Annotated in this window: 26 protein-coding genes; 13 read left to right on the forward strand and 13 right to left on the reverse strand. The window is 73.2% G+C overall.

All coding sequences use genetic code 11. From position 1 onward, the window contains the following. Nucleotides 1–10 precede the first annotated feature (10 nt). Genes ACFY7H_RS18960 through ACFY7H_RS18975 form a run of 4 tightly spaced genes read right to left on the reverse strand, consistent with a single transcriptional unit; the run spans nucleotide 11 to nucleotide 5,229 of the window. Nucleotides 11–1,387: an O-antigen ligase family protein gene (locus ACFY7H_RS18960; RefSeq protein ID WP_388939348.1), complete on the reverse strand. Its 1,377-nt coding sequence runs from the start codon at nucleotides 1,385–1,387 to the stop codon at nucleotides 11–13. A gap of 2 nt (nucleotides 1,388–1,389) precedes the next feature. Continuing rightward, a complete protein-coding gene (locus ACFY7H_RS18965; protein WP_388939350.1) occupies nucleotides 1,390–2,916 on the reverse strand; it encodes a sugar transferase in 1,527 nt (508 codons plus the stop codon). Then, nucleotides 2,913–4,106, reverse strand: coding sequence for a glycosyltransferase (locus ACFY7H_RS18970; protein ID WP_388939351.1), 1,194 nt, complete (start codon nucleotides 4,104–4,106; stop codon nucleotides 2,913–2,915). Before ACFY7H_RS18970 ends, ACFY7H_RS18965 begins: the two co-directional genes overlap by 4 nt. Nucleotides 4,107–4,125: 19 nt before the next feature. Further along, on the reverse strand, nucleotides 4,126–5,229 hold the full coding sequence (locus tag ACFY7H_RS18975) for a DUF3344 domain-containing protein (RefSeq protein WP_388939353.1): 1,104 nt from the start codon (nucleotides 5,227–5,229) through the stop codon (nucleotides 4,126–4,128). A gap of 173 nt (nucleotides 5,230–5,402) precedes the next feature. On the opposite strand from ACFY7H_RS18975, the gene ACFY7H_RS18980 reads away from it, so the two are divergent. The 5 genes from ACFY7H_RS18980 to ACFY7H_RS19000 all read left to right on the forward strand — a co-directional run bounded on the left by ACFY7H_RS18980 (nucleotide 5,403) and on the right by ACFY7H_RS19000 (nucleotide 8,489). After that, on the forward strand, nucleotides 5,403–5,651 hold the full coding sequence (locus ACFY7H_RS18980; protein WP_388939354.1) for a chaplin: 249 nt from the start codon (nucleotides 5,403–5,405) through the stop codon (nucleotides 5,649–5,651). A gap of 118 nt (nucleotides 5,652–5,769) precedes the next feature. Next, the gene (locus ACFY7H_RS18985; protein ID WP_388939355.1) at nucleotides 5,770–6,180 is read left to right on the forward strand and encodes a rodlin; all 411 of its coding nucleotides are present in this window, start codon (nucleotides 5,770–5,772) and stop codon (nucleotides 6,178–6,180) included. 248 nt (nucleotides 6,181–6,428) lie between these two features. Then, nucleotides 6,429–6,662, forward strand: coding sequence for a chaplin (locus ACFY7H_RS18990; protein WP_388939357.1), 234 nt, complete (start codon nucleotides 6,429–6,431; stop codon nucleotides 6,660–6,662). Between the two features lie 121 nt (nucleotides 6,663–6,783). Continuing rightward, complete coding sequence (locus ACFY7H_RS18995) at nucleotides 6,784–7,947, forward strand: chaplin (RefSeq protein WP_388939358.1); 1,164 nt, start codon at nucleotides 6,784–6,786, stop codon at nucleotides 7,945–7,947. A gap of 197 nt (nucleotides 7,948–8,144) precedes the next feature. Continuing rightward, nucleotides 8,145–8,489 carry a hypothetical protein gene (locus ACFY7H_RS19000; RefSeq protein ID WP_388939360.1) on the forward strand — a complete coding sequence of 115 codons (345 nt, stop codon included), beginning with the start codon at nucleotides 8,145–8,147 and terminating at the stop codon, nucleotides 8,487–8,489. Nucleotides 8,490–8,566: 77 nt separating this feature from the next. On the opposite strand, the gene ACFY7H_RS19005 is transcribed toward ACFY7H_RS19000, so the two are convergent. Next, a complete protein-coding gene (locus tag ACFY7H_RS19005) occupies nucleotides 8,567–8,809 on the reverse strand; it encodes a chaplin (protein WP_388939362.1) in 243 nt (80 codons plus the stop codon). 164 nt (nucleotides 8,810–8,973) lie between these two features. After that, nucleotides 8,974–9,462 (reverse strand): hypothetical protein, encoded by a 489-nt coding sequence (locus ACFY7H_RS19010; protein ID WP_388939364.1) that lies wholly within the window; start codon nucleotides 9,460–9,462, stop codon nucleotides 8,974–8,976. A gap of 281 nt (nucleotides 9,463–9,743) precedes the next feature. Between ACFY7H_RS19010 and ACFY7H_RS19015 the strand changes: the two genes are divergently transcribed. After that, nucleotides 9,744–10,145, forward strand: a complete 402-nt coding sequence (locus tag ACFY7H_RS19015; RefSeq protein WP_388939366.1) for a rodlin — start codon at nucleotides 9,744–9,746, stop codon at nucleotides 10,143–10,145. Between the two features lie 116 nt (nucleotides 10,146–10,261). On the opposite strand, the gene ACFY7H_RS19020 is transcribed toward ACFY7H_RS19015, so the two are convergent. After that, nucleotides 10,262–10,900: a vitamin K epoxide reductase family protein gene (locus tag ACFY7H_RS19020; protein ID WP_388939367.1), complete on the reverse strand. Its 639-nt coding sequence runs from the start codon at nucleotides 10,898–10,900 to the stop codon at nucleotides 10,262–10,264. A 192-nt stretch (nucleotides 10,901–11,092) separates the two neighbouring features. Between ACFY7H_RS19020 and ACFY7H_RS19025 the strand changes: the two genes are divergently transcribed. Next, nucleotides 11,093–11,878, forward strand: coding sequence for a DUF6227 family protein (locus ACFY7H_RS19025; protein ID WP_388939369.1), 786 nt, complete (start codon nucleotides 11,093–11,095; stop codon nucleotides 11,876–11,878). A gap of 57 nt (nucleotides 11,879–11,935) precedes the next feature. Here the strand turns inward: ACFY7H_RS19025 and pfkB are convergent, their stop codons facing one another. Both pfkB and ACFY7H_RS19035 read right to left on the reverse strand, forming a co-directional pair. Continuing rightward, nucleotides 11,936–12,874: a 1-phosphofructokinase gene (gene pfkB, locus ACFY7H_RS19030; RefSeq protein WP_388939371.1), complete on the reverse strand. Its 939-nt coding sequence runs from the start codon at nucleotides 12,872–12,874 to the stop codon at nucleotides 11,936–11,938. Nucleotides 12,875–13,011: 137 nt separating this feature from the next. Continuing rightward, a complete protein-coding gene (locus ACFY7H_RS19035) occupies nucleotides 13,012–14,574 on the reverse strand; it encodes an MFS transporter (protein ID WP_388939373.1) in 1,563 nt (520 codons plus the stop codon). Nucleotides 14,575–14,636: 62 nt separating this feature from the next. On the opposite strand from ACFY7H_RS19035, the gene ACFY7H_RS19040 reads away from it, so the two are divergent. Continuing rightward, on the forward strand, nucleotides 14,637–15,587 hold the full coding sequence (locus ACFY7H_RS19040) for a helix-turn-helix transcriptional regulator (protein ID WP_388939375.1): 951 nt from the start codon (nucleotides 14,637–14,639) through the stop codon (nucleotides 15,585–15,587). 95 nt (nucleotides 15,588–15,682) lie between these two features. On the opposite strand, the gene ACFY7H_RS19045 is transcribed toward ACFY7H_RS19040, so the two are convergent. Beyond that, on the reverse strand, nucleotides 15,683–16,660 hold the full coding sequence (locus tag ACFY7H_RS19045) for an RNA polymerase sigma factor RpoD/SigA (protein ID WP_388939376.1): 978 nt from the start codon (nucleotides 16,658–16,660) through the stop codon (nucleotides 15,683–15,685). A 176-nt stretch (nucleotides 16,661–16,836) separates the two neighbouring features. Here ACFY7H_RS19045 and ACFY7H_RS19050 point away from each other — a divergent pair, with 176 nt between their 5' ends. Then, on the forward strand, nucleotides 16,837–17,400 hold the full coding sequence (locus ACFY7H_RS19050) for a GNAT family N-acetyltransferase (protein WP_388939378.1): 564 nt from the start codon (nucleotides 16,837–16,839) through the stop codon (nucleotides 17,398–17,400). Between the two features lie 153 nt (nucleotides 17,401–17,553). After that, entirely contained in the window at nucleotides 17,554–18,201 is a 648-nt protein-coding gene (locus tag ACFY7H_RS19055) for a Uma2 family endonuclease (protein ID WP_388939380.1), read from the forward strand. Here the strand turns inward: ACFY7H_RS19055 and ACFY7H_RS19060 are convergent. The 3 genes from ACFY7H_RS19060 to ACFY7H_RS19070 all read right to left on the reverse strand — a co-directional run bounded on the left by ACFY7H_RS19060 (nucleotide 18,198) and on the right by ACFY7H_RS19070 (nucleotide 21,623). Further along, nucleotides 18,198–18,974 carry a dioxygenase gene (locus ACFY7H_RS19060; RefSeq protein WP_388939572.1) on the reverse strand — a complete coding sequence of 259 codons (777 nt, stop codon included), beginning with the start codon at nucleotides 18,972–18,974 and terminating at the stop codon, nucleotides 18,198–18,200. The genes ACFY7H_RS19055 and ACFY7H_RS19060 overlap by 4 nt on opposite strands. A gap of 170 nt (nucleotides 18,975–19,144) precedes the next feature. Continuing rightward, nucleotides 19,145–20,686: an MFS transporter gene (locus tag ACFY7H_RS19065; protein ID WP_388939382.1), complete on the reverse strand. Its 1,542-nt coding sequence runs from the start codon at nucleotides 20,684–20,686 to the stop codon at nucleotides 19,145–19,147. Between the two features lie 118 nt (nucleotides 20,687–20,804). Next, nucleotides 20,805–21,623, reverse strand: a complete 819-nt coding sequence (locus ACFY7H_RS19070) for a TetR/AcrR family transcriptional regulator (RefSeq protein ID WP_388939384.1) — start codon at nucleotides 21,621–21,623, stop codon at nucleotides 20,805–20,807. Nucleotides 21,624–21,905: 282 nt separating this feature from the next. Between ACFY7H_RS19070 and ACFY7H_RS19075 the strand changes: the two genes are divergently transcribed. The 3 genes from ACFY7H_RS19075 (at nucleotide 21,906) to ACFY7H_RS19085 (ending at nucleotide 24,858) form a co-directional block, all read left to right on the forward strand. Further along, complete coding sequence (locus tag ACFY7H_RS19075; RefSeq protein WP_388939385.1) at nucleotides 21,906–23,183, forward strand: M6 family metalloprotease domain-containing protein; 1,278 nt, start codon at nucleotides 21,906–21,908, stop codon at nucleotides 23,181–23,183. 75 nt (nucleotides 23,184–23,258) lie between these two features. Continuing rightward, nucleotides 23,259–23,699 carry a RidA family protein gene (locus ACFY7H_RS19080; protein ID WP_388939573.1) on the forward strand — a complete coding sequence of 147 codons (441 nt, stop codon included), beginning with the start codon at nucleotides 23,259–23,261 and terminating at the stop codon, nucleotides 23,697–23,699. 187 nt (nucleotides 23,700–23,886) lie between these two features. Next, nucleotides 23,887–24,858 (forward strand): endonuclease/exonuclease/phosphatase family protein, encoded by a 972-nt coding sequence (locus tag ACFY7H_RS19085; protein ID WP_388939387.1) that lies wholly within the window; start codon nucleotides 23,887–23,889, stop codon nucleotides 24,856–24,858. The last annotated feature ends 167 nt before the right edge of the window (nucleotides 24,859–25,025 follow it).

The raw sequence follows: 25,025 nt of genomic DNA on the forward strand, positions 1-25,025 counted from the left end.
GTCGTGTCGGTCACCGGGCGGCCGGCCCCTCGACGGCCCGCGGGCCGGGCCCGGCGACGGGGCCGTCCGCGTGTGCCCGGGAGGGCAGGGCCCACCACGCCGCGAGTCCGATGATCACGCCGGTCAGCACGGTCGACGGGCCGCCGATGTCCGCGTACAGGAAGTCGGTCAGCTGCCACACGAGCAGCCCGGTCGCGATCAGCCCGCAGTCCCGGACCGTGCGGTCGGTCCCCACCGCGCACCGCCGCAGCCCCGCGACCAGGAGCGCGGCCCAGCCGCCCGCCAGCGCGAGCAGCCCGGTCAGACCCTGTTCGCTGAGGATGAGGAGGTACATGTTGTGCGGGGACAGCAGCGGCTGCTTGATGAAGGCCTGTCCGGCGCCCGCGGTGTGGCTGCCGGAGGACAGTCCGAGCGAGGAGTGTCCGTCGCGGTGCGCGGGGAAGCCCTTGAGGCCCACCCCCACCGCGGGGCGTTCCCGCCACATGGACTCGGCGGCGGCCCACATCGTGTACCGGTCGGTCACCGACTGGTCGGGGGCGCTGGACACCTGGGTGATCGAGGTCAGCCGCTCCGCGACCATCTCGGAGCCGACTCCGAGCCCGCCGACGAGGACCACGCCCAGGGCGGACAGCGCCACCAGCACCCGCAGGGCCCGCCGGATCCCGGCCATGGCCATCACCAGCACCGCCGCGCCGAGGGTGGCGATCCAGGCGCCCCGGCTGAAGGACAGCACCAGCGGCAGGACCAGTGCCAGGGCGCAGCCCCCGGCGATCCGGCGGACCCGCCGGGGCAGTCCGGGGGCGAGCGCGGCGGCGGTGGCGACGACCAGCCCGTACGCGACGACGGTGGCCATGCCCATCACGTCGCCGGGGCCGAAGGTCCCCACGGCGCGGACGTCCTCGCCCTGGTACGAGGCCCCGGTGCGGGTGGCGAACTGCACGACCCCGACCGCTCCCTGGACCAGCGCAAGCACGACGAAGCACCCGGCGGTGATCCGGAACTCCCGGGCGTCGCGCACCAGCAGCACCACGGCCGCCGGGACCAGGACGAAGACCTGGAGGTAGCGCACGAACCCGGGCAGGGCGGCGTACGGGTCCCCGGCGGTCACCGTGGCGACCGCGAGCCCGACGCCCGGGGCACCGAGCACGAGGACGCCGAGCGGGGTCAGCGTCCGCACCCGGCCGCGCAGGGCCTGGACGGCGCAGACGAGGACGAGCAGCAGCGAGGCGGCGTCGGCGGGGCCGACCTTCCCGGAGGCGGTCGCGTCGCCGGCGGGGAGCGGGGCGAGGAGGAAGAGGACCGTCGCGGCGAGCGGCAGCAGCGGCCAGTGCCGGCGCAGCGGACCGGTGTCGAGGAGGCGGGGGGGAGCGGACGCGACGAGGCTCATGCTCAGCTCCCTCCCAGCCGGAAGCGGAAGAAGGAGGCCGCGGTGCGGGCCAGGATCCACAGGTCCTGCCACAGCGACCACGTGTCGATGTAGTGGTTGTCGAAGCGGGCCCGGTCCTCGATGGAGGTGTCGCCGCGCAGCCCGTTGATCTGGGCGAGTCCGGTGATGCCGACGGGCATCCGGTGGCGGGCCTCGTAGCCGGGGTGGACGGTGCTGAACTTGGCGACGAAGAAGGGCCGTTCGGGGCGCGGGCCGACCAGGCTCATGTCACCCCGTACGACGTTCCACAGCTGCGGCAGCTCGTCCAGCGAGGACTTGCGCAGGAAGGAGCCGACCGGGCTCATCCGGCGGTCCCCGGCGACGGTCCAGCGGGTGGCGGACTCGTGTTCGTCGGCGCGCAGGGTGCGGAACTTGAGCAGGGTGAAGGGCCGTCCGTAAAGGCCGACCCGCTCCTGCCGGAAGATCACCCCCGGTCCGTCGGAGAGCCGTACGGCGAGGGCGCAGGCGCCCATCACGGGGGCGGCGGCGAGCAGCGCGAGGGCCGCGAGGCAGGAGTCGACGGCCCGCTTCACGGCCCGTTCCAGCGGCCGGGAGGGGCGTGGCAGCAGCGGCTGTACGGCGTATCCCCACAGCTGGTCGGCGGGCTGCGCGACGCGCATGCCGGTGACCTTGGCGGTGCCGGCCGGGTCGGCGAGCCAGAGCCGGCAGCCGTGGTCGTGGAAGAGGCGGACGAGGGAGGCGGTGCGTTCGTCGGCCTCCGGGGGACGGGTGAAGACGGCGTGCCGGACGGAGTTCTGGATGACGGCGCGCCGGATGTCCTCGTGGGTGGTGAGGACGGGGAGCGGGCCGCCGTCGCCGCCGGCGGGGGCGGCGGTGTCGGCGATCCCGACGGGGCGCAGTCCGTATTCGGGGCGGCTGTGCAGGGCGGCGGTGATGGCGCCGGTGCCCTCGCCGGTGCCGACGACGAGCGCCGAGACGGGCCGTCGTACGGCGGCGCGGCGGCGGAGCTGGTTGACGAAGCCGCGTCCGGCGCAGGCGAGTACGACCTGGACGCAGACGGCGCCGAGCAGCACGCCCCAGCCGAGGGCGCGTTGCGGTGCGACGGCGGCGAGCACGGCGCCGGCCCCGCACCAGAGCACGGCGGCCCGTCCGGCCAGCGCGGGCGCGTCGCGCAGCGCGGAGGGGGCGAGGCGGGGCCGGTACAGCCCGGCCTGCGCGTGCAGGGCGGTGAGCAGGGCGGCGGCGGGCAGCGCGGCCTCGGGGGGCACGGTGCCGGCGGGCAGGGCGGTCGCGGTGACGGCGGCGGCCAGCGCGTCGGCGGTGAGCAGCGCGGCGACGGTGTCGCGGCGGCGGGCCCGCTGGGGCCGGACGGCGGCGCGGGCCCGGTCGGCGCGGGGCCCGCGCGGGGGGTGGATGGCGGTCACGGCACGGCGGGTTTCGGCGGGAGCCGCGGGGGCGAAGGCGCTGCCGCCGGCGTGCCCCGTGCCGCCCTGCCCGGTGTGCCGGGCGGGTGCGCTGTCCATCGTCATCGGCTGATGCGCTCCTGGTTCAAGGGCCGGGGCCTGCCCAGCAGTTCGTGGTACAGGCCGGTGACCGCGTCCGAGGTCCGCCGCACGTCGAACTCCGTCCGGGCGTGCTGCTGGGCCTGCTCCCCGAGTTCGGTGAGCAGCCGCGGTTCGGCGAGCAGCCGTCCCAGGGCCTTGGCCAGCGCCGTCGGGTCCTCCGGCGGCACCAGACAGAGCCGTCCCTGGCCGGACGGCAGGCTTTCCCGGGCACCGCTGACGTCGGAGACCAGGACCGGGCGGCCACAGGCCATGGCTTCGAGCGGGGCGAGCGCCATGCCTTCCCACCGCGACGGCAGTACAACGAGATCGGCGGCGCGAAGCCACGGTCGGATGTCCGCGACGGCTCCGGCGAAGTGGACGCCGGGGGGTGCGGTGCGGCGCAGCCGCTCGGCGTCGGGGCCGTCGCCGACGAGGGCGAGGCGGGCGCCGGGGACGGTGCCCAGCACCTCCGGCCAGGCCTGGAGCAGGATGTCCTGGCCCTTCTGCGGGCAGAGCCGGCCGACGCAGACGGCGAGCGGCCCCTCGTCGGGCAGCCGGAGTGCGGCCCGGGCCTCCGCGCGGCCCCCGTCGGGCCCGCGGGGCGGGCGGAAGTGGGCGAGGTCGACGCCGTTGCGGATCACCGACCAGCGGGCGGTGATGCCTTCGGACGCGCCGGCGCGGCGTTCGGCTTCGCTGACGCAGAGCACCCGGTCGGCCCAGCGTGCGCCGGCCCGTTCCCAGCGCAGCGCGAGGGCGGCGGTGGCGCCGCCGACGGCGTCGAAGGACCAGGCGTGGGGCTGGAACACGGTCGGCACGGAGCCGCGTACGGCGAGCCGTGCGGCGAGGCCCGCCTTGGCGCTGTGGGCGTGCAGCAGGTCGGGGCGCAGGGCGCGGATCAGCCGGGCGGCGCCGAGGACTTCGACGGGCAGCGCGGGGCCGGGGGCGCGCCCGGCGCGCCAGGCGTGCACCTCGGCGCCGGCGTCGCGGGCGTCGTCGGTGAGCCGGCCGCCGCGCGGACAGCCGACGAGGACGCGCAGTCCCGCGGCGGTCTGCGCCCGTACGAGGTCGGTGACGACGCGGGCGACGCCCCCGTCGACGGGCTGGACGAGGTGGAGGACGGTGAAGGAGGAACCGGAACCGGCTGGTGACGGGCCCGGCGAGGGGTTTTTACGCACGGGGAGTGGTCTCCTGCGTTCAGCGGCGCGCGTCTGTCTGAACGAAGAGCACACCGAGGAATTGACCTTGGCTTTCACCCGCGAACCGGAAGTTCAGGCTGCGGGCGCCACCGGACAGGGCGGGACTCAGATCGAACACGTCCGCGTCATATCCGAGATTATTCATATGTTCGGGCTGTCGCACGAACGAGTGACGTCCGAATTCCGTGATGGTGGAATTCATAACATCATTAAAAGGATTTTCTGCATCGCTGACGTTGACCCGGCGGCCACTGTCCGCGGTCACGGTGAGTGAGTCCCCGAGGGTTCCCCGGTCCCCGTCGTATGCGACGACCCCGGCCTTCCCGGAAGCGCCGGGCGCCACGTCCAGGCCGGTGACCTCCACCGTCTCCCCCGCGGCCTCGCCGGCCCCGGCCGCCAGCGACTCGAAGCCGTCCCACACCGAGATCCGGCGCAGCGGCTCCTGCGGGTGCTCGTACGCGACCACCAGCGTCCAGCCACCCCAGGCACCCACGGCGGAGTGGCCCATGGCGACGTTGAGCTGGGCCACGGTCCACATCCCCGCCCCGCCCTTGCGCACCATCGGGGTGATGTCCGCCGAGGCCTGGTAGGCGTCGCTGCCCTGGTCGGTGTGGTGCCCGATCACGGTGTCCGCCAGCACCGCCCGGTACGCGCCCCCGGGCTCGGCGACCAGTACCCGGCCGTTGTCCTCCGGCGGCTTCTGTTCCCCCACCCGCAGGTTGCCGCCCCAGTACAGACGGGCGTACGAGACCTTCGCGCCCTGCGGGACCTTCAGCTCGGCCCGGGTGGAGTTGTAGGTGTCCGGGTCCTTGTCGACCTCGTCGTAGAACATCTCGAAGTCGCCGTTGACCCCGGCCGCGCCCTTCTTGACCTCGGCGCACGGCTCGGCCTGCTCGCTCTCCTCGCGGCGGCAGCTGATGGCGGAGTTGGAGGCCCTGACCAGCCCGCCGTGCTGGACGGCCTGGTAGCGCTGGGTGAAGGGCACCCGGGGTGATTCGCGCGCCCCGGCGGCCACAGCGGCGTCCGCCACGGGCACGTGTGCGGAAAGTGTGAGGCAGGACAGCAAGCCGAGCGTGCCGAGGATTCTGCGGGAGGAACCCATGACCTGTCTCCATTTTCGATCAAGGGAACAAAACAGGAGTGAACTTTGTCAGAAATCGGGCTGGAAATCACGTCGGACTCGCTTGTACGGCCTTTTGGGCGATGGCACGCACCCTCTTCCCGGGCGGGTCGTTATGCCGGTGCACATCGCTCGAACCGAAAGGAAATGCGGAGATGAAGAAGAGGCTGATGCGCGGCGGCACCGTGGCGGTCGCGGGCGCGGCGATGCTGATGGGCGGCGCGGGCCTCGCCTCCGCGCACGGCGGCGCCACGGCGGAGGGCGTCGCCGCCGGCTCCCCCGGCGTCCTGAGCGGCAACCTGGTCCAGGTCCCCCTCCACATCCCGGTGAACGTCTGCGGCAACACCGTCAACGTCATCGCGCTGCTCAACCCGGCCTTCGGCAACACCTGCGTGAACGCCTGAACGTCAACCGAGCGGCCCGAAACGGCGGCATCCGGGTGAAGCCACGCAACCCGAACCGGTGCGGGGCCGTTGATCCGGGTGCTCCAGTACCGGGCAATCCTGCAAAAAAGGGACGATAATGATCAAGAAGCTTGTGGCCGGCGCAGCGGTTGCCGCCTCCACCGTGGGCCTCGGCGCCGCCATGGCCCCGCAGGCGATGGCGGTCGGGAACGACAACGGCATCAACACCGTCAACGGCAACAACTCCGCGCAGATCTACGGCAACCAGGCCACCTACGGCCACATGAGCCCGCAGATGGCGCTGATCCAGGGCTCCTTCAACAAGCCCTGCATCGCCCTCCCGGCCAAGGTCAACGCCCAGTCGATCCTCGCGCTGGTCAACGTCGGCGTCCAGGACATCCCGGTCCTGTCCAGCCCGCAGAACCAGCAGTGCACCGAGAACTCCACCCAGGCCAAGGGCGACGAGGCCCTCTCGCACATCCTGGAGAACATCCCGATCCTCTCCGGCAACGCCTCCGTCGGCAGCTGATCGCGCAGCACCCCCGAGCGAGGCCGTCGCACCCCCCGGGGCGCGGCGGCCTCGCCGCGTACCGGGCACACAAAATTCCGACACCTTTCCGGAATTACCGGAAAAGCAGTTCCGAATTCAGCGGCCGACCCCCCTCCGGCGTCGGAGTGAATTGCCCGGCAGGCCCGCGAACTCCCTGGTTTCTTTTCCCGGGCCCGCTCGTTGTTATTCATGCAGCGGATACACCTCTGCGGGAAGGATCGAAAGAAATGAAGTACAAGAAGGCAGTGGTGCTGGCCGCCGGCGCGCTGATGGCCGCCGGTGTCGCTTCCCCGGCCATGGCCGACGCCGACGCGAGCGGAGTCGCCAAGGACTCCCCCGGCGTCCTGTCCGGGAACCTCGTGCAGGTCCCCGTGCACGTCCCGGTGAACGTCTGCGGCAACACGGTCAACATCATCGCGCTGCTGAACCCGGCCTTCGGCAACACCTGCGTCAACGCCTGACGAAGCGCCTGAGCCCGCAAGGGCAGACCTCCTCGGGGTGGCCTCGGAGTGCACGGCGGTGCACTCCGGGGCCACCTTCGATTCAGCACCGGCCCGCGCGCCGGTAGACAGGGAAGGACCCATGCGACAGGTACTGAGCCGACAGGTACTGGGCAAGGGGGTGCTCACTGCCGCGGCCGCCTCGAGTCTGCTGTCGATCGCGACCGGCGTGGCCTGCGCACATCCAGGGGCGACGGCCGAGGCCTCGCATTCGCCGGGTGTGCTGTCCGGCAACAGCGTCTCGGTACCGGTCACGGTCACACCGAACCTCTGCGGCAACAGCGTGGACGGGGCCGCGGCGCTCAACCCCGCGATGGGGAACACCTGCGTCAACTCCACCGGATCCCGCGCCGCCCACGACACCAGGCACGACTACGAGCGCTACCTGAGCCCCGAGCACGCCGAGGCCTTCGAGCGCTACCTCGAGGAGCACCAGGGCGGCCGGCACGCGCTGCCCCGCCAGCGCCACGAGGAGGAGCGGACGTACGAGGAACCCCGCGCGCACGCCCCCAAGCACGCCGCGCCGCGCCCCGGGGCGCCCCGCCACGAGCCTCCCGCGCCGCCCCGGCACCAGGGCGGCCACGAGGACGGCCACGGCGGCTCCGGCCAGGGCGAGGAGGAGTGCGACGACCACCCGCCGCAGCCGCCCCGCGCGGAGCACCCGGCACCCCACCCGGCACCGCCCGCCCCGGCCCCGCAGCACCCGAAGCCGAAGCCCGAGCCGAAGCCGGCCCCCGAGGCAGAGCACCCCGCCCCGGCGCCCGGCCCGCTCCCGGCCCCGAAGCCCGCGCCCCAGCCCGCGCCGGCTCCCCCGCCGCAGGCCCCGCAGCCGGAGGAGCCGCCCCACACCCTCCCGGCGCCCCTCCCCCAGCCGGAGGAGCCGCCCCACACCCTCCCGGCGCCCGTGCCGCCCGCCGCGGAGATGCCGGCGCCGCGTCCGCCGCACGGCAGCCAGCCGGAGCGGCCCGCACCCGAGCCGCTCCCCGCCCCGGAGGCCTTCCCGCCGGCGGACCAGCCCCCCGCGGCCCCGTCCGGTGACCTCCCGGTCCACCTGCCCCCGGCTCCCGCCCCCGCGCCGGCCCCGGCCCCCGCCCCGGAGTGGGCCCCGCCGGCTCCCGCGCCCGCCCGGGCGAGCACCCCCCAGCTGGCGGCCACCGGAGCGGGCGAGGTCTCGGCCATGACCGCCCTCGCCTCCGCCCTGCTCCTCGGCGGCGCGATTCTGTACCGCCGGTCCAGGATCAACTGACCGGGAATACCGGTAATCAGAATAAATATCGGCCGGAGAATCCTTCATCGGGTGCTCCGGCCGCTGCCGTGCGTCCGCGCACCGGTCTTTCCCCGAGGTCGGCGTTTCCGCAGCCGCCGGTAATCGTTAGCCAGGTCGAAAGCGGCGCGACGGTCGCCGCCGGTACCTCTGTTCACGAAAAGAAGAGGATTTCGATAATGAAGCTCTCCAAGGCCGCCGCTGTCGTCGTCGGCTCCGTCGCCGCGCTCGGAGCGGCGGCCCCCGCCTTCGCGGCGGAGGCGCCCGCCGGACCCCCGATGAGCCTGCCGGCCGGCTGGAACACGATGCTGAGCGCCGTCGAGCCCGTCGTCGACGCCGCCCCCGAGACGGTGGGTGCGGCCCTCGCCGAGCAGGGCGACACCATCGGCAACGTCCTCCAGACCGCCCAGGGCGTCAACAAGCTCCGCAACAACGCCCCCGGCGAGGTACTGGGGCTGGCGAACGGCGTGACCAAGGTCTCCCCGCTGCTCGGCGGCGTACAGCTCAACGGCGGCCAGAACTGAGCAGCCCGGGAACGACTGTGGGCGCCCCCGGCGATGCCGGAGGCGCCCACAGTCGTGTGGTGCCGACTGTACTTATGTCAGTCGTTGACGCAGACGTTGCCGAACGCCGGGTTCAGCACGCCGATGATGTCCACGGAGTTGCCGCAGACGTTGATCGGGACGTGAACCGGGACCTGAACCAGGTTGCCGGAGAGAACACCGGGGGAGCCCACGGCCGCACCCTCGGCCGAGGCGTCGGCGGAGGCGGCGCCGGCGGCACCGGCAACGGCGAGACCAGCGGAGGCCAGGGCCACAGCGGCCTTCTTGGCAGCAGAGTTCATGGGGAGTGCACCTTCTCTTCGATGTCCTGCCCCGATCCGGGGCTCACATCAAGCGAAACGGTCCAGCTTCCCGGACGACACGGCTCGGAGCCGAATCCGAGCCGAAGCAGACCTGTTCGGCCCAATAGTCGTAACCATGCCGCCCCTTGGGCTCCGCGATCCCGCTAACTACGGACGGGAATGTCGGGTACATCCGGGATGTCGGGCAGTTCGGGGATCACCCCGGTCGCCGGCAGCGCGGGGACCGCCGGAGTGGCGGGCAGCTTCGGAACGGCCGGGAGGGTGACCGGTGGGACGGTCACTCCCGCGGGCAGCTCCGGCAGCTTGACCTCGGGGAGCTTCGGCAGCTCGATCGGCGGCAGCTTCACCCCGTCGGGCAGCAGGCCCGTGAGGGAGGACAGCAGGTCGTTGAGCGTCTTGGTGAGGTTCGCGAGGAGGTCGTCGATCGGGCCGGCCGCGGCGCGGCCGGGGGCCGCCGCCCCGATCTCCTCGATCCGTTCGATCTGCTCCTGCACCGCGGCCGTCCGGTTCTCCAGGGCCGCCGCCGCGCCGCCGCCGTCGGCGGCCACCGCGGGGGCGGCCGCGCCGGACAGTATGACGACGGCGAGGGCCGAGGGGACGAGGACGCGGAGGCGGGACGGCTTCGTGCGCATGGGGGCTTCCTTCGGTGGTCGCGAAAGCGGACGGGAACAATCCGATTCCTTACCCACCGTGCGCACGACCTCCACGGAGCGCAACACGATCTTGAACCGGGCGCCCGCGCCCTGGGGCTGCGTACGGGCTTCGGGCAGACGTCCGGAGCGGCCTCACCCGCACTGGGGAAAAGCACCCCCCGGACGGGCCGTTTGAGTGAAGGAGCGGAACCAACCCCGCGGCGGAAGGGTTGACCAGGGCGCTCCACTCGCGGGCACTCGTGCGACATGAAGGATCAATGATGCTCAAGAAGATCATGGCCGCCGCTGCGGTCACCGCCGCCGCCGTCGGCGCGGGCGCCGCTCCGGCCATGGCCATCGGCAACGACAACGGGATCAACACCGTCAATGGCAACGGTGCCCAGCAGATCTACGGCAACCAGAAGACCACCGGCGACATGAGCCCCCAGCTCGGCCTGGTCCAGGGCACCCTCAACAAGCCCTGCATCGGCCTGCCCGTCAAGGTCAACGCCCAGTCGCTCGTCGCCCTGCTCAACGTCGGCGTCCAGGACATCAACGTCCTGTCCAACCCGCAGAACCAGCAGTGCACCGAGAACTCCACCCAGGCCAAGGGCGACGAGCCGCTCTCCCACATCCTGAGCAACATCCCGGTCCTCTCCGGCAACGGCTCCGTCGGCAGCTGACCCCTCCGCTCGGCCCCCACCGGCCAGGGCCCCCCGGGTCCCGAGGAGCGAAGTGACGAGGGCCCCGGCGGCGTCCAGCCGCCGGGGCCCTCGTACGCGTACGGCCGCCGGTCCCGTCAGCCCGTCCAGAAGTCCCACCAGCGCGTCAGGACCAGCATCCCGATCACCCCGATGTGCAGGGCGGGCGGCGCCCAGGCGAAATCGGCGAACAGGGCCCGCAGCGGTCCGGGGGCGGGGAGGTCCCCGGCGCGGACGTTGCGGGCGGTGACCGCCCAGAACATCAGCAGGGTCGCCACCCAGGCCAGACAGCACCACAGGCACAGCGCGTTGATCTCGTACAGCGACTGGACCATCAGCCAGGCGCAGAAGCCGGTGCCGAAGAGCGTGCCGGCGTTCAGTCCCAGCCAGAACCAGCCCCGGTAGCGGGCGCCGGCCAGCAGGCCGGCGCCGACGCAGACCACCACGGCGTAACCGGCCAGCCCGAGCATCGGGTTGGGGAAGCCGAAGGCGGCGGCCTGCTCGCTCTGCATGACGCTGCCGCAGGACACCACGGGGTTGAGGCTGCAGGCGGGCTTGAAGTCCGGGTCCTCCAGCAGGAGGAACTTGTCGAGGGTGATCACCCAGGAGGCGAGCAGCCCGGCCGCCCCTGTGACCACCAGCAGCCATGCCAGCCCGCGGGGGGTGCCCGGTTCGCCCTCGGGGCGGATGCGGGGGCGGCCCTCCTGGCGGGGGACGCCCACTGTGTTCGTTGCCATACCACCCATGCTGCCGCGCAATGTGACGGACCGGAGCGAACCAGGGTCTTTCGTACGGAAGTTGACCTGAAGGTGTGGCGGGAACCCCTGATGGTTCCCGGACGTTTTACCGAATCCCGGACGTGGAGTCAGCGCCAGGGGCTACGTTGTGCTTCCGCGAAGTGACAAGCTGCGACGGCCTGGAGACCCACCTTGAGCGATCCGTACGAGACAACCGAGGCGCACCTCGAGCGACTCCTGGGCCGCGCCCTCAACTCCTTCGACCTGCCGGACCGGTTGGTCGAGCGCCTCGGTAGCGCGCTCGCCCACAGCTCTTCGCTGTACACCACCCACCACAGCCCGTCGGCGGGCCTGTGGCGGGAGACGCACCGGCACACCTACCTGCTGTCCGACGGGGGTGCGGCCTCCCTCTGGGAGCTGGCCTACCGGCTGGGAGGCGAGCGTGAGACCCGCTACGAGGTCTTCGGCAGCAAGGGCGAGCTGGGCCTGGCGGTGGCCCGGCTGTTCGGCGAGGCCCCCTCGGAGTCCGCGCCGCCCGCCGCGCACGGCCCGGACGGCCCGGACGGCGGGCAGGAGGGCCTCGACGAGGACCTGGCGGCCCTGAGCGCGCTGTTCGCCGCCTCGCCGCCCCATCAGCGCCGCCGCGAGTACACGGGGGAGCAGTCCGCCGACCACGCCCGGCGGGTGCTGCGCCGCGCGGAGAACGCCGACCGTCCGGGTGAGGCGGTGGCGGAGCTGCTGCGTTCGGCGTACGCGCACCACATCACGCAGGCGTTCGGCGGCCGGCAGTGCCTGGCCGACGGGCGGGACGCCGGTTTCAGCCTGTACGAGCACGCCTTCGTCCTGCAGGACGGGAGCGAGTTCAGCCTGTGGGAGGTCGAGCACACGGCGACGCCGGACGGGCGGCACATGTGCGAGGTCTACGAGAGCGAGGGCGCCGCGCGCGGGGCGATGGAGCTGCGGGGCCGGGTGCGCTGACGCCGGCGCCGTCCGCTGTGCGCCCCGCGCCGGGGGTGCGGCCGGCTCCGTGACCCGTCAGCCGGCGGACAGGGGGAGGTCCAGCGGCAGGTCCCGGGTGACGCGGACGGCCTCGGGGCGCAGGTCCGCCGGGCCCGGCATCACGCTGCCCGGCAGTTGTACGGCGGCCGCGCCGTGGGCGAGGGCCGAGGCGAGGGCGGCGGGGCCGGTGCCCCCCGCGGTCAGGAAGCCGGCCAGGGCGGCGTCGCCCGCTCCGACGTCGCTGCGGACCGCCGTGACGGGTGCCGTGCCGTGGTACGCACCCTCGGCGGTGACCAGGAGCTGGCCGGCCGCGCCGAGGGAGGCCAGTACCGCGCGGGCGCCGCGTCCGACCAGCTCCTCGGCCGCCTTGACGGCGTCGCCGAGGGTGGTCAGGGGCCGGGCCACGGCCTCGGCGAGCTCCGCGACGTTCGGCTTGACGACGTCGGGGCGGGCGGGCAGCGCGGCGGCCAGAGCGGGGCCGGAGGTGTCCAGGGCGACGCGGGCGCCCGCTTCGTGGGCGCGGACGACGAGTTCGGCGTACCAGCGGTGGTCAGGGCCGGGCGGCAGGCTGCCGCAGCAGGCGATCCAGTCGGCGCCGGCCGAGCCGCGGACGGTGTCGAGGAGGAGGGCCGACTCCTGGGCGGAGAGTTCCGGACCCGCCGCGTTGATCTTCGTCAGGGTGCCGTCCGGTTCTACGACGGCGATGTTGGAGCGGGTGAGCCCGGCGATCGAGACGGCGGTGACGTCCACGCCCTCGGCGGTCAGCAGCTCCAGGAGCAGGGTCCCGGAGGGGCCGCCCAGCGGAAGGAGCGCCGTGGTGGGGCGGCCCGCCGCCGCGACGGCGCGGGAGACGTTGACCCCCTTGCCGCCGGGGTCGACCCGCTCCGCGGCGGCCCGGAGCACCCCACCGCGGTCCAGCGAGGGGACCTCGTAGGTCCGGTCGAGGGAGGGATTGGGGGTGACCGTGAGGATCATGGCGGGCCGCCTGTGGGTTTGTGTCCGTTTGGTGGTGAATGCTTCCGCTCCCCCACCCTACGCAGGGAACCGGAGGAAAACAAAGAAAAACGGACATACCCGCCACAGGGGCGGGCACGTCCGTAAGGCGGAGGGCGTCAGTGGGCGCCCTCGACGGCCCCCTCGCGTTCCGACATCGGCACCTGCCGGCGCGGCAGCACGAACATCACCGCGAAGATCACGACGAGCACCGCCACGACCCACCAGAGCGCGCCGCGGAAGGCGTCGACGTACGGCACCCCGAAGATCCGGTCGTCCTCGATGGACCCGAAGAAGACGACGGAGGTCAGGGCGAGGCCGACCGCGTTGCCCGTCTGGCCGGTGGTGTTGATCAGGCCGGACGCCGAGCCGGCGTGCTCGCGCGGCACCTGGGACAGGATCGTGTCGTTCAGCGGGGCGACGATCAGGCCCATGCCGAGGCCCATGACGACCAGCGGGGCGGCCATCTGCCAGGAGGTGATCTCCATGCCGTAGCGCTCCGACTCCCAGATGTAGAGGAGCAGGCCCGCGGCCATGACGAGCGCGCCGGCCTGGAGCACCTTGCGGCCGAAGCGCGGGACGAGCTTCTCGACCGAGAGGCCGGCGGCGACGGAGACGGCGATGGAGAAGGGGATGCCGGTACTGCCGGCGTGCAGGGGGGTCCAGCCGAGGCCCATCTGCATGTAGAGCGTCCAGACCAGGAAGAAGATGCCCATCACGAGCCCGAAGGCGAGCTGGACGGCGATGCCGCCGGCGAAGCTCTTGACCTTGAAGAGCGAGAGCTCGACCAGCGGGGAGCCGTCCTTCTTGATCTTGTGCTTCTCGTACGCGATGAAGACGGCGAAGACGAAGGGGGCCGCGATCATGCAGACGAAGCCCCACAGCGGCCAGTCGTTCTCCCGGCCGTGGGTGAGCGGGAAGATCAGCATGACCAGCGCCAGGGTCGCGAGGACGACACCGACCAGGTCCAGGCGCAGGGCCTTGGGGGCCTTGGACTCGGAGATGAACCTGCGGCCCAGGATCACGGCCGCGATGCCGACGGGCAGGTTGATCAGGAAGATCGTGCGCCACTGGAGGCCGAAGAGGTCCCACTCGGTGAGGAGGGCGCCGAGCATCGGGCCCGAGACCGCGCCGAGGCCGACGATCGCGCCGAACAGGCCGAAGACCTTGCCGCGCTCGTGCTGCGGGAAGGTGACGTGGATGATCGCGAGGACCTGCGGGACCATCAGGGCCGCCATGGCGCCCTGGAGGAGGCGGGCGACGACGAGCACGGACGGGTCGGGTGCGATGCCGCAGAGCAGCGAGGCGACGGTGAACCCGGCGACGCCGACGAGGAAGAGGCGCTTGCGGCCGTAGATGTCACCGAGACGGCCGCCGGTGATCAGCCCGGCGGCGAAGGCGAGCGCGTAGCCGGCGGTGATCCACTGGATGGCGCTGGTCGACGCGCCGAAGTCCTGGCGCATGCTGGGTATCGCGATGTTGACGATCGTGACGTCGACCAGGTCCATGAAGGACGCGGTCATCACGATGGCGAGGGCCAGCCAGCGGCGGCGGTCGCCCGGGGCGGCGGATCCGCCGGGGGCGTCTGGTGCGGGTGCTGCTTCGGCGAGGGCGTTCCGCTCTTCTCGTACGGGCCCGTTCTCTTTTCTCCCGGGCGCTGCCATGGACGTCTCGGTGCTCATGGAGAGAAACCTAGACCGCGTCTAGGCCAGATCGTGTCCTACTTGCCTGGCAATCTTGACCTATGAACACCACCCCCGCCCGGCTGCTCAGCCTCCTGTCCTTGCTCCAGACCCCGCGCGAGTGGCCGGGCAGCGAGCTGGCGGGCCGGCTGGGGGTGAGCGCGCGGACCATCCGGCGGGACATCGAGCGGCTGCGGGAGCTGGGCTACCCGGTGGAGGCCACGATGGGCGCGGAGGGCGGCTACCGGCTGGTCGCCGGGGCGGCGATGCCGCCGCTGCTGCTCGACGACGAGGAGGCCGTGGCGATCGCGGTGGGGCTGCGCGCGGGGGCCGGCCACGCCATCGAGGGGGTCGAGGAGGCCTCCGTACGCGCCCTCGCGAAGCTGGAGCAGGTCCTGCCGGCCCGGCTGCGGCACCGGGTGGGCGCCCTGCAGTCGGCGACGGTCGCGGTGACCCGGGGGGACGGGCCGAGCGTGGACCCGCGGACGCTGACGGCGATGGCCGGTGCGGTGGCCGGGCCGGAGCGGCTGCGGTTCGCCTACCGGGCGCGGGACGGGGCGGATTCGCGCCGGCTGGTGGAGCCGTACCGGCTGGTGAGCACGGGGAGCCGCTGGTACCTCGTCGCCTACGACCTGGAGCGGGAGGACTGGCGCACCTTCCGGGTGGACCGGGTGAGCGAGCCCTTCGCCACGGGGGCCCGGTTCGCCCCGCGTCCGCTGCCGATGGAGGCGTCCGAGTTCGTCCGGCGGGCGCTGCGGGGGACCCGCAGGTACCCGGTGGACGTGTCCTTCGCCGTGCCTCCCGAGGAGCTGCCGGCGTGGCTGCGCGAGGCGGCTGCCGGGGAGGCGGACGGGGCGCGGGTGCGCTTCGAGAGCGGGGACGCGCCGGAGTGGCTGGCGGCCCGGATGGCGCTGACGGGGCTTGAGTTCACCGTGCGGGAGCCGGAGTTCCTGGCGGAGGCGGCCGGGGCGCTGGGCGCGCGGCTGGCGCGGGCCGGCGGGGCGCGGGTCTGACGCCGGACCCCTCGGCGCCCCGCACAGGGGGGAGCCCCGGCGCCAGGGGGGGGCACCGGGACTCCGTTCAGGGGCGGGAGCGGGAGGCGGGCCGGTCAGGCCACCGCGTCGAAGCCGGTGTCCCGGGCCATGCGCTTGAGCTCCAGCAGGGCGTGCTTCTCGATCTGGCGGATCCGCTCACGGGTCAGGCCGTGCTGCTTGCCGACCTCGGTCAGGGTGCGCTCGCGGCCGTCCTCGATGCCGTAGCGCATCTTGATGATGGAGGCCGTGCGCTGGTCGAGCTTGCCGAGGAGGTCCTCCAGCTCCTCGCTGCGCAGCAGTGAGAGCACGGACTGCTCGGGCGAGATCGCGGAGGTGTCCTCCAGGAGGTCGCCGAACTGGGTGTCGCCCTCGTCGTCCACCGGCATGTTGAGGCTGACCGGGTCGCGCGCCCAGTCCAGTACGTCGCCCACGCGCTTCTCGGTGGAGTCGAGCTCGGCGGCGATCTCGGCGTGCTCCGGGTCCCGGCCGTTCTCCCGGTTGAACTCGCGCTGGATCCGGCGGATCCGGCCGAGCTCCTCCACGAGGTGCACGGGGAGGCGGATGGTGCGGGACTGGTCGGCGATGGAACGGGTGATGGCCTGGCGGATCCACCACGTGGCGTACGTGGAGAACTTGAAGCCCTTGGCGTAGTCGAACTTCTCGACGGCGCGGACCAGGCCGGCGTTGCCCTCCTGGATGAGGTCCAGCAGGGGCAGGCCGCTGCGCGGGTAGCGGCGGGCGACGGCCACGACCAGGCGGAGGTTGGACCGGATGAAGACCTCCTTGGCGCGCTCGCCTTCGGCGGCCAGGGCCTCCAGCTCCTCGCGGGTGGGCATGTCCCCGTCCCGCTCCACCTCGCCGTCGAGGATCTGCCGGGCGTACACGCCCGCCTCGATGATCTGTGAGAGCTCCACTTCTCTGGCGGCATCGAGCAGCGGCGTGCGCGCGATCTCGTCGAGGTACATGCCGACCAGGTCGCGGTCGACGGTCTCCCCGCCCGCAGCGCGGGCGCTGCTCGTGGACTGACGACGGGCGACGGCGCGGGTTGCCATGCGTGCTCCCTTGCGATGCGATGAATCGGTCGCGGTGCGTCTTCGGACACTCTCCCGAGTGCCCGCTTCCGAAAGGAAACAACGACTGGAATCGGGACAGAATTCCCACGCCGCTCTCCCTTTTTCGGGATCTTGCAGTATCCTGCCCCGCCACCCCCCGGACCGGAGGTAGCGGCATGCTGCGAGAACCCGAGAACGTGCAGGTCAGGCCCGGCCTGGAGGCCGACCTGGAGGAGCTCACGGAGTTGTACAACCACTACGTCCGCGAGACCGCCGTCACATTCGACACGGTTCCGTTCACTCCGGAACAGCGGCGCCCGTGGCTGCACTCCCACCCTCAAGACGGGCCGCACAGGCTTCTGGTTGCCTGGGCCGGCGATCGAATCGCCGGATACACGACAAGCAGCCCGTTCCGCCCGAAACCGGCGTACGCCTCCTCGGTGGAGGTCAGCGTCTACCTCGCCCCGCACGCGGTGGGCCGGGGCATCGGCACCCTGCTGTACGAGGCCCTCTTCGCGGAGCTGGCGAAGCAGCCGGTGCACCGCGCCTTCGCGGGCGTCGCCCTGCCGAACCCGGCCTCGGCCGGGCTCCACGAGCGCTTCGGTTTCCGCCGCGTCGGGGACTTCACGGAGGCGGGGTGGAAGTTCGGGCGCTACTGGGACGTGCGGTGGTACGAGAAGCGGCTGGGGGCGGAGGCGGTGGGCGGGCCGGGGGCGGGCGGGCCGGCGGCGGAGGTGTAGGACGAGTGGGCGGTGGACGGGCGGGCGGTGGACGGGCATGCGGTGGACGGGCATGCGTAGGACGTACGTCCGTCCGGGTGATTCGGCCCTCGTCCGGGTGAAGCCGGGGCATATTCGCTCGGCATGCCACGTCGCGGCCGTAGCGTGCCGCGCGTGATCGCACACATCCCACGGCCGGCCCACGCGTCGCCGACCGCCGGCCCCGAACCCGACCCCGAGCTGGACAAGGCCCTCTGGCGGGCCTGGCAGGCCATCGACCCGCCCGAGACCTTCCGCGTGGAGATCGTGGAGGGCCTGATCGAGATGTGGCGGGTGGGGCAGCCGTTCACGCACGCCCTCACCGCGAACCGGCTGCGGGCCCGGCTGGCCGACCACCTGGCCGGCGGGCCGTTCGCCCCCTACATGGCGATGTACGTGGTCGGTGGATACCAGGCCTGGGCCCCGGACGTGCTGCTCGCCCCGGACGACCTGACCGGGCACGCCGCCCGGGGCGAGCTCGGGATCAAGGCGTCGAGCGTGCCCCTGGTCGCGGAGGTCGTGGCTCCGGGGCCGCAGGACGTCGCGCGGGACCGCGTCCGCAAGCGCCGCGCGTACGCCCGGGCCGGGATCCCGGTGTACGTGATCGTCGACGACTACGACGGCCACGGCACGGTGAGCGTGCTGACCCGCCCCGTTCCCGGCGAGGCGCGGTACGCCTCGGAGGTGCGGGCGCCGTACGGGACCGGGGTGGCCGTCCCCGAGGGACCGGCCCGGGGCTTCGTGATCGGCGAGGACATCACCGGTCCGCCGATGGTCCCCTAGGAGGCGGCACCCGTACCGAACTGGAGGGAGCGCTTCGAGAGACCCATCCAGAAGCCGTCCACCGCCGTGCGCTGCGCGGTGAGATCGGAGCCGGCGGCCCCGAGCGTGACGAAGAGCGGGGCGAAGTGCTCCGTCCGGGGGTGGGCCAGGCGGCCCGCCGGGGACTTGGTCTCGAAGTCGAGCAGGGCGTCGACGTCGTGCGCGGCGAGCGCCTCGCGCCCCCACGCGTCGAACTCGGCCGACCAGCCGGGCACTCCGGGGCCGGTGTGACGCAGCGCGGCCAGGTTGTGGGTGAAGAAGCCGCTGCCGACGATCAGGACGCCCTCGTCGCGCAGCGGGGCGAGCTTGCGGCCGATGTCCATCAGCCGGGCCGGGTCCAGCGTGGGCATGGAGACCTGGAGGACCGGTATGTCGGCCTCCGGGTACATCTCGACGAGGGGCACGTACGCACCGTGGTCCAGGCCGCGGTCCGGGACGTCCTGGACCGGGGTGCCGGGCGCCTTCAGCAGGGCGCGGACCGAGGCGGCGAGCTCCGGCGCGCCCGGGGCCGCGTACCGCACCCGGTAGTAGTGCTCGGGGAAGCCCCAGAAGTCGTACACGAGCGGGACGGGCTCGACGGCGCCGAGGGCCAGCGGGGCCTCCTCCCAGTGGGCGGAGACCATCAGGATCGCGCGCGGCCGCGGCAGTCCCGCGGACCAGGCGGCGAGCTCGGCCGGCCAGAGCGGGTCGTCGGCGAGCGGCGGCGCCCCGTGGCTGAGGTACAGCGCGGGCATGCGGGGGGTCTCGGTGGTCACGGAGCGCTCCTCGGTCGTCGTCGGGGCGGGGACCGTGTGGACTCGGGAAAAGACCGACCCCGCCTCGTTCAAATTTGAACGAGGCGGGGTCCTCAGTCATTCCCGCACAGAGGCGCGGCGCCCCCTCAGCGGCTCAGCGGCTGAGCCGCTCAGTGGGCGATCACCGGAACCTTGAGCTCGGCGTCCTCGGCGGCGCCCGCCCCGGAGGCCACCGGGCCGCCGGAGCCGGGACGGCCGGTGTTGATCAGCGCGAACGCGATGGCCGCGCTGGCCACGAGGATGCCGACGGCCCACCAGATCGCGGACGCGAAGCCCTCGACCATGGCCTGGGCCTGCACCAGCTGCCCGGCCGGACCGCCCGCCGCGGCCTCGGCGGCGTGGTCGGCGAGGTACGCGGTGGTCGCCGAGGCGGCGATGGTGTTCAGCAGGGCGGTGCCGATCGCGCCGCCCACCTGCTGCGAGGTGTTGACCATGGCCGAGGCCACACCGGCGTCGGCCGGGTTCACCCCGTACGTGGACAGGGACATGGCCGGCATGAAGGCCGTGCCCATGCCGAGGCCCAGCAGCAACTGCGCCGGCAGGATCAGCGCCGGGTAGGAGGAGCCGACCTCCAGCCGGGTCAGCATCAGCATGCCGGCGCCGGCGACCAGGAAGCCCGGGCCCATCAGCAGCCGCGGCGCCACCCGGGTCATCAGACGGGCGCCGATCTGGGTGGAGCCCACGATCATGCCCGCGATCATCGGCAGGAAGGCGAAGCCGGTCTTGACGGGCGAGAAGCCCTTCACGATCTGGAGGTAGTAGGTGAGGAAGAGGAACAGGCCGAACATCGAGATGACGGCCAGACCGAGGGAGAGGTAGACACCGCCGCGGTTGCGCTCCAGCAGGACGCGCAGCGGCAGCAGCGGGGACTTCACCTGGGACTCGACGTACACGAAGGCCGCGAGCAGCGCCGCGGAGGCGACGAACATGGCCACCGTCACCGTGTCCGACCAGCCGGCCGACTCGGCGCGCGTGAAGCCGTACACGAGGGCGACCAGGCCCAGGGTCGAGAGGATCACGCCGGGGACGTCGAGGCGCGCGCTGTTGCGGGACCCGGCCGGCTCGCGGATGACCATCCAGGCACCGACGGCCGCGACGACCGCGAAGGGGATGTTGACGAAGAAGGTCCAGCGCCAGTTGAGGTACTCGGTCAGGAAGCCGCCGAGGATCAGGCCGACGGCGCCGCCGCCGCCCGCGATCGCGCCGTAGATGCCGAAGGCCTTGGCGCGCTCCTTGGCGTCGGTGAAGCTGACCGCCAGCAGGGAGAGCGCGGCCGGGGCGAGCAGCGCGCCGAAGGCGCCCTGGAGGGCGCGGGCGCCCAGCATCATCGCCTCACCGGTCGCGGCGCCGCCCAGGGCGGAGGCCAGGGCGAAGCCGATCAGACCGACGACGAAGGCGTTCTTGCGGCCCCACTTGTCGGCGATGCGGCCGCCGAAGAGGAGCAGACCGCCGAAGGCCAGCGCGTACGCGGTGATGACCCACTGGCGGTTGCCGTCCGATATGCCGAGGTCGGTCTGGGCGGAGGGGAGGGCGATGTTCACGATGGTCGCGTCGAGGACGACCATCAGCTGCGCCAGGGCGATGAAGACCAGGGCCTTCCACCGACTGGGGTCGACGGCAGCCGGCGGGGTGGTCGCGGCTGTTCCGGACATGGGGGTACCCACTTCACTGTGCGGATGAATGAAAAATGACTGAAAAGACTGGAAGAGAGAAATGCGAAGTTTGCGGTGTTTGAGACTAGGTGGCGGGCAGGGCGGCCGTCATCTGGTTTCAGGCCTGGGGCATGCGCCTGAGGTCCTCCAACGTGGCTGCCGTGCCCGGCAGTTCGGACCGGGCCGGAGCCCGCAGGCCGTCCAGGAAGAGCTGGAGGTGACGGTGGACGAACCGCTCCACGCCCAGGCAGTCGATCCCCGGCAGGGGACGGCTGAGCTGTGACAGCGCGACCATCAGGTCGCCGACGCCGATGTCGGCGCGCAGCAGGCCGCCGCTCTGGCCGGCGGTGACGAGGGTCTCGACCGCCGCCTCCAGCCGGCCGCGGGCGGCGAGCAGTTCGGGGTGGTCGCGGTCGAAGCCCGCCGCGAGCATCGGGCACAGGGCGCCGATCCGCTCGTCGGCCGCGGCGTGCGTGAAGCGGCAGAGCGCCGCGAAGGCGTCCGGCTCCTCGGCGAGCGACTCCTCGGCCTGGGCGGTGACCCGGTCCATCACGTAGAGCACCACGTGGTGGACGAGGACGGCCCGGTCGGGGAAGTGCCGGTACAGGGTGGCGTTGCCGACGCCGGCCCTGCGGGCGATCTCGTCGAGGGGGGCGTCCGCGCCGTGCTCCACGAACATCTCGCGCGCCGCCACCAGGATCCGCTCCCGGTTGCGCACGGCGTCGGCTCGCGGCTTCGGGACCCGGGCGCTCGGCGTCGCGGGGGCGGCGGCGGGCGCCGCGGAGGCGGTGGCGGGCGTCGCCGGGGCGGTGGTCGGCGTCGCGGGGGCGGCGGCGGGCGTCGCGGGGGCGGCGGCGGGCGTCGCGGGGCGGGCGGGTCCGGCGAGGGCCACGGCCGCCTGGGGCGCGGCCGCCGGGATGTGGGCGGAGCTCTTCATTCCGGGGCCTTCCTGGGGCGTGGATCCGGGCGGATCCGCTCGTACGGCCCTCCCGAACCGGGGAGCCGGTCCCCGCTTCGTGGGACTCTCGTTCAAACGGGGATCCAGTCCCCGGTTATTTCACTCGTGCGTGTGAGCCGCACCACACGCCCAGGAGGGATATTTGCCCCGGTTGGGCCACATTTCGAGGCTTTCGACGCGCGGGCGTGTCGCCAACGTCGGAGGGTGAGCGGACAGAGCAGTCCGGAGCCGGCCGGCTGCCGCGGACCGAAGGCGAGCTCCATGCCGCAGACCCGCCGCCGGATACGCAGACCCTGCCGCACCAGCGCGTTCATCGGCATCACCGCACTGGCCCTGGGCGTCACCGCCACCGCCAGCGACGGCATATCCGGCCGCGGCCACTCCGCCGCCGGCCCCGTCGCCACGAGCGCCGAGTCGGTGCTGGCACCCTGCCGGATCACCGGGACCATGGGCGTCCAGATGTCGGAGGGCATGCCGACCCCGCCCGGATACTCCCGCTCCACCGGCGAGGTCCGCGCACTGAACCTGATGATCGACTTCCCCGACGCCAAGGGCGAAGGCACCGCCATGGACCGGCTGGCGGAGTTCTTCCCTCAGACCTCCGACTGGTTCCGCACCAGCTCCTACGGGCGCCTCGACTACCGGGCCGAGTCACCGGTGCGGAACTGGCTCCGGATGCCGATGCCCTTCGCCGCGTACGGGATCGAACGCGGCTCCCCCTACGAGCCCGGCTACCGGCAGCTCGTCGAGCACATCGTGAAGGCCGCCGACGACGAGGTGGACTTCAGCCGGTACGACCTGGTCAACATCCTGGTCACCCCGAACGCCGGACCGTCCGCGCTGGACACCGTCCTGTCGGTCACCTTCTCCGGCAACCGCGAGGCGCCGGTGGCCGACGGGGTGCCGCTCGCCAACACGTCCTTCGTCTACAGCCGGCAGGACGACGGCTCCGGCTCCTACCGGGAGACCGGCTACCGGGTGCTCCCCCACGAGAACGGGCACGTCTTCGGGCTGCCCGACCTGTACACCTCCGAAGGCGGCGGCGCGGTCGGGCACTGGGACATCATGAGCGAGGACTGGGGCGCCAACAACGACCTCCTCGGCTGGCACAAGTGGAAGCTCGGCTGGCTCGACAGCAGCCAGGTCAGCTGCGCCTCCACCTCCGGGACCAGCGAGCACGTCCTGTCCCCGCTGGCCGTCGGGGGCGGCACCAAGCTGGCCTTCGTCCCCCTCTCCGAGAGCACCGGCTACGCCGTGGAGGTCCGCACCCGCGCCGGGAACGACGAGGCCGTCTGCAAGCCCGGCGTGCTGATCTACAAGGTCGACTCGGACGTCGACACCGGGCGCGGTCCGGTCACCGTCTCGGACAGCGCGAGCGGGAGCGGCGGCTGCACGCGGCGGCCCAACGTGCACGCGGAGCTGTCGGACGCCCCGTTCCGGCCGGGCGAGACCTTCACCGACGAGCGGGCGGGCATCACCATCACCGTGGTGGGCGAGCTGCGCAACGGCCGCTACCAGGTACGCGTGACCCGGCCCTGACCCCTCCCATCCCCCGAGGAGACCTTCGTGACCGCCACCCCCACGACACCCGAAGAACGTCTGGCCGCGGCCGGGATGGAGCTGCCCCCGGCCCCCGCGCCCGTCGCCGTGTACGTGCCGGCCGTGGTGAGCGGGCACTACGTCCACACCTCCGGCCAGCTGCCCATGGTGGACGGGGCCCTGCCGGTCACCGGCAAGGTCGGCGCGGACGTCACCCCGGAGCAGGGCGCCGAGCTGGCGCGGCGGTGCGCGCTGAACGCCCTCGCCGCCGTGGCCTCGGTGGCCGGGGACCTCTCCGCCGTGAAGCGGGTGGTGAAGGTGGTCGGCTTCGTGGCGAGCGCCCCGGACTTCACCGGCCAGCCGGGCGTGGTCAACGGCGCGAGCGAACTGCTCGGCACGGCCTTCGGCGACGCGGGCATCCACGCCCGGAGCGCGGTCGGGGTGGCGGTGCTGCCGCTGGACGCCCCGGTCGAGGTCGAGATCACCGTGGAGCTGCACACGCCGATGGGGGTGTGAGGCGGGAGCCGGGCCGGGGCCGGCTCGGGGGCGGGCCGGGGGGCGGCCACGCCACCGGGCCGGGGCCGGCCCCGACCCCGGACGCAGCCCGGACGCGAGCGCGGGCCGGCCTCGGCCCCGACCCCGGCCGCGGGGCCCCGGGGCGCCTCGGCAGAACCTCCGGCCCGCCGGGCGCGTCACCAGGGGCATGACCCCGTACGTGACGCCCCGCCGCCGAGGGGCCGCTGCCCGGCTCCGCCCTCCCCGCGGGGGCGTGGTCGCGGCCCTCGCCGTACTCGCCGCCCTGCTGATGCTGCTGCACCCCTGGCTGCCCGGCAGCCCGGCGAGCGGCAACCCGCGCAGTCTCGTACAGACCTTCCTGCCGTGGACAGGCCTCGCGGTGCCCGTCCTCGCGGCCGCCGCCCTGCTGCGCCGTTCCCGGCGCGCGACGGCCGCCGTACTGCTGCCCGCCCTGGTCTGGGGCTGGCTGTACGGGCCGGCCCTGGCCGACGGCTCGCGGGGCGGCCCGGCCGACCTCACCGTCGTCACCCACAACGTGGACGACGCCAACCCCGACCCGGCGGGCACCGCCCGGGCCGTCGCCGCCTCCGGGGCGCAGCTGATCGCCCTGGAGGAGCTGACCCGGCCCGCGCTGGACGCGTACGAGCGGGAACTGGCCGCGAGCCACCCGTACCACGTGGTCCAGGGCACGGTCGGGCTGTGGAGCACCTTCCCGCTGCGCGACACGGGCGGCACGCCGATCGTGCCCTGGCGGCAGCTGCTGCGCGCCACCGCCGAGACCCCGAAGGGGCCCGTCACGGTGTACGTGGCCCACCTGCCCTCCGTCCGGCTGGGCACCGGCGGCTTCGTCACGGGCCACCGCGACGAAGCCGCCCGCAACCTCGCCGCCCAGCTGCGGGAGGCCCCGGCCGGGCGGACCCTGCTGGTCGGCGACTTCAACGCCACCACCGACGACGGGGCGCTGGCCCCGGTGACGCGGGGCTTCACCGCCGCGCAGGAGAAGGCCGGCGCCGGCTTCGGCTTCAGCTGGCCGGCCCGCTTCCCGGTCGCCCGGATCGACCAGATCCTGCTGCGCGGCGGACTGACCCCGCTGCGCGCCTGGACCCTGCCGCCCACCGCGAGCGACCACCTCCCGGTGGCGGCCGCCCTCAGGTACTGACCGGCAGCGCAACCGGGACGACCGGCTGGCTCCACGAAAGGGGCGTCGGGGCGGCCGGCGCAGAAGCCACACGCAGGTTGGCTGATACGAGCCTGTAGGTGGCGGGGAGCTGGCCTTGACCAGGTTCCGTGAGAGCTGGTCCGCTTGTGGGCGAGAAGGCGTCGGAT

It is taken from the genome of Streptomyces sp. NPDC012794 (genome assembly GCF_042901085.1).
In the GTDB taxonomy this organism is placed as follows: domain Bacteria; phylum Actinomycetota; class Actinomycetes; order Streptomycetales; family Streptomycetaceae; genus Streptomyces.

What these genes read in the sequence shown, in the direction of transcription:
- ACFY7H_RS19085 (WP_388939387.1), top strand. Translation starts at nt 23,887, where the DNA reads ATGACCCCGTACGTGACGCCCCGCCGCCGAGGGGCCGCTGCCCGGCTC.
- ACFY7H_RS19035 (WP_388939373.1), bottom strand. Translation starts at nt 14,574, where the DNA reads ATGAGCACCGAGACGTCCATGGCAGCGCCCGGGAGAAAAGAGAACGGG.
- ACFY7H_RS19005 (WP_388939362.1), bottom strand. Translation starts at nt 8,809, where the DNA reads ATGAACTCTGCTGCCAAGAAGGCCGCTGTGGCCCTGGCCTCCGCTGGT.
- ACFY7H_RS19050 (WP_388939378.1), top strand. Translation starts at nt 16,837, where the DNA reads ATGCTGCGAGAACCCGAGAACGTGCAGGTCAGGCCCGGCCTGGAGGCC.
- ACFY7H_RS19010 (WP_388939364.1), bottom strand. Translation starts at nt 9,462, where the DNA reads ATGCGCACGAAGCCGTCCCGCCTCCGCGTCCTCGTCCCCTCGGCCCTC.
- ACFY7H_RS19065 (WP_388939382.1), bottom strand. Translation starts at nt 20,686, where the DNA reads ATGTCCGGAACAGCCGCGACCACCCCGCCGGCTGCCGTCGACCCCAGT.
- ACFY7H_RS19040 (WP_388939375.1), top strand. Translation starts at nt 14,637, where the DNA reads ATGAACACCACCCCCGCCCGGCTGCTCAGCCTCCTGTCCTTGCTCCAG.
- ACFY7H_RS19015 (WP_388939366.1), top strand. Translation starts at nt 9,744, where the DNA reads ATGCTCAAGAAGATCATGGCCGCCGCTGCGGTCACCGCCGCCGCCGTC.
- ACFY7H_RS19070 (WP_388939384.1), bottom strand. Translation starts at nt 21,623, where the DNA reads ATGAAGAGCTCCGCCCACATCCCGGCGGCCGCGCCCCAGGCGGCCGTG.
- ACFY7H_RS18990 (WP_388939357.1), top strand. Translation starts at nt 6,429, where the DNA reads ATGAAGTACAAGAAGGCAGTGGTGCTGGCCGCCGGCGCGCTGATGGCC.
- ACFY7H_RS18960 (WP_388939348.1), bottom strand. Translation starts at nt 1,387, where the DNA reads ATGAGCCTCGTCGCGTCCGCTCCCCCCCGCCTCCTCGACACCGGTCCG.
- ACFY7H_RS19020 (WP_388939367.1), bottom strand. Translation starts at nt 10,900, where the DNA reads ATGGCAACGAACACAGTGGGCGTCCCCCGCCAGGAGGGCCGCCCCCGC.
- ACFY7H_RS19080 (WP_388939573.1), top strand. Translation starts at nt 23,259, where the DNA reads ATGGAGCTGCCCCCGGCCCCCGCGCCCGTCGCCGTGTACGTGCCGGCC.
- ACFY7H_RS19075 (WP_388939385.1), top strand. Translation starts at nt 21,906, where the DNA reads ATGCCGCAGACCCGCCGCCGGATACGCAGACCCTGCCGCACCAGCGCG.
- ACFY7H_RS18995 (WP_388939358.1), top strand. Translation starts at nt 6,784, where the DNA reads ATGCGACAGGTACTGAGCCGACAGGTACTGGGCAAGGGGGTGCTCACT.
- ACFY7H_RS18975 (WP_388939353.1), bottom strand. Translation starts at nt 5,229, where the DNA reads ATGGGTTCCTCCCGCAGAATCCTCGGCACGCTCGGCTTGCTGTCCTGC.
- ACFY7H_RS19045 (WP_388939376.1), bottom strand. Translation starts at nt 16,660, where the DNA reads ATGGCAACCCGCGCCGTCGCCCGTCGTCAGTCCACGAGCAGCGCCCGC.
- ACFY7H_RS18965 (WP_388939350.1), bottom strand. Translation starts at nt 2,916, where the DNA reads ATGACGATGGACAGCGCACCCGCCCGGCACACCGGGCAGGGCGGCACG.
- ACFY7H_RS19000 (WP_388939360.1), top strand. Translation starts at nt 8,145, where the DNA reads ATGAAGCTCTCCAAGGCCGCCGCTGTCGTCGTCGGCTCCGTCGCCGCG.
- ACFY7H_RS19060 (WP_388939572.1), bottom strand. Translation starts at nt 18,974, where the DNA reads ATGCCCGCGCTGTACCTCAGCCACGGGGCGCCGCCGCTCGCCGACGAC.
- ACFY7H_RS18980 (WP_388939354.1), top strand. Translation starts at nt 5,403, where the DNA reads ATGAAGAAGAGGCTGATGCGCGGCGGCACCGTGGCGGTCGCGGGCGCG.
- pfkB (WP_388939371.1), bottom strand. Translation starts at nt 12,874, where the DNA reads ATGATCCTCACGGTCACCCCCAATCCCTCCCTCGACCGGACCTACGAG.
- ACFY7H_RS18985 (WP_388939355.1), top strand. Translation starts at nt 5,770, where the DNA reads ATGATCAAGAAGCTTGTGGCCGGCGCAGCGGTTGCCGCCTCCACCGTG.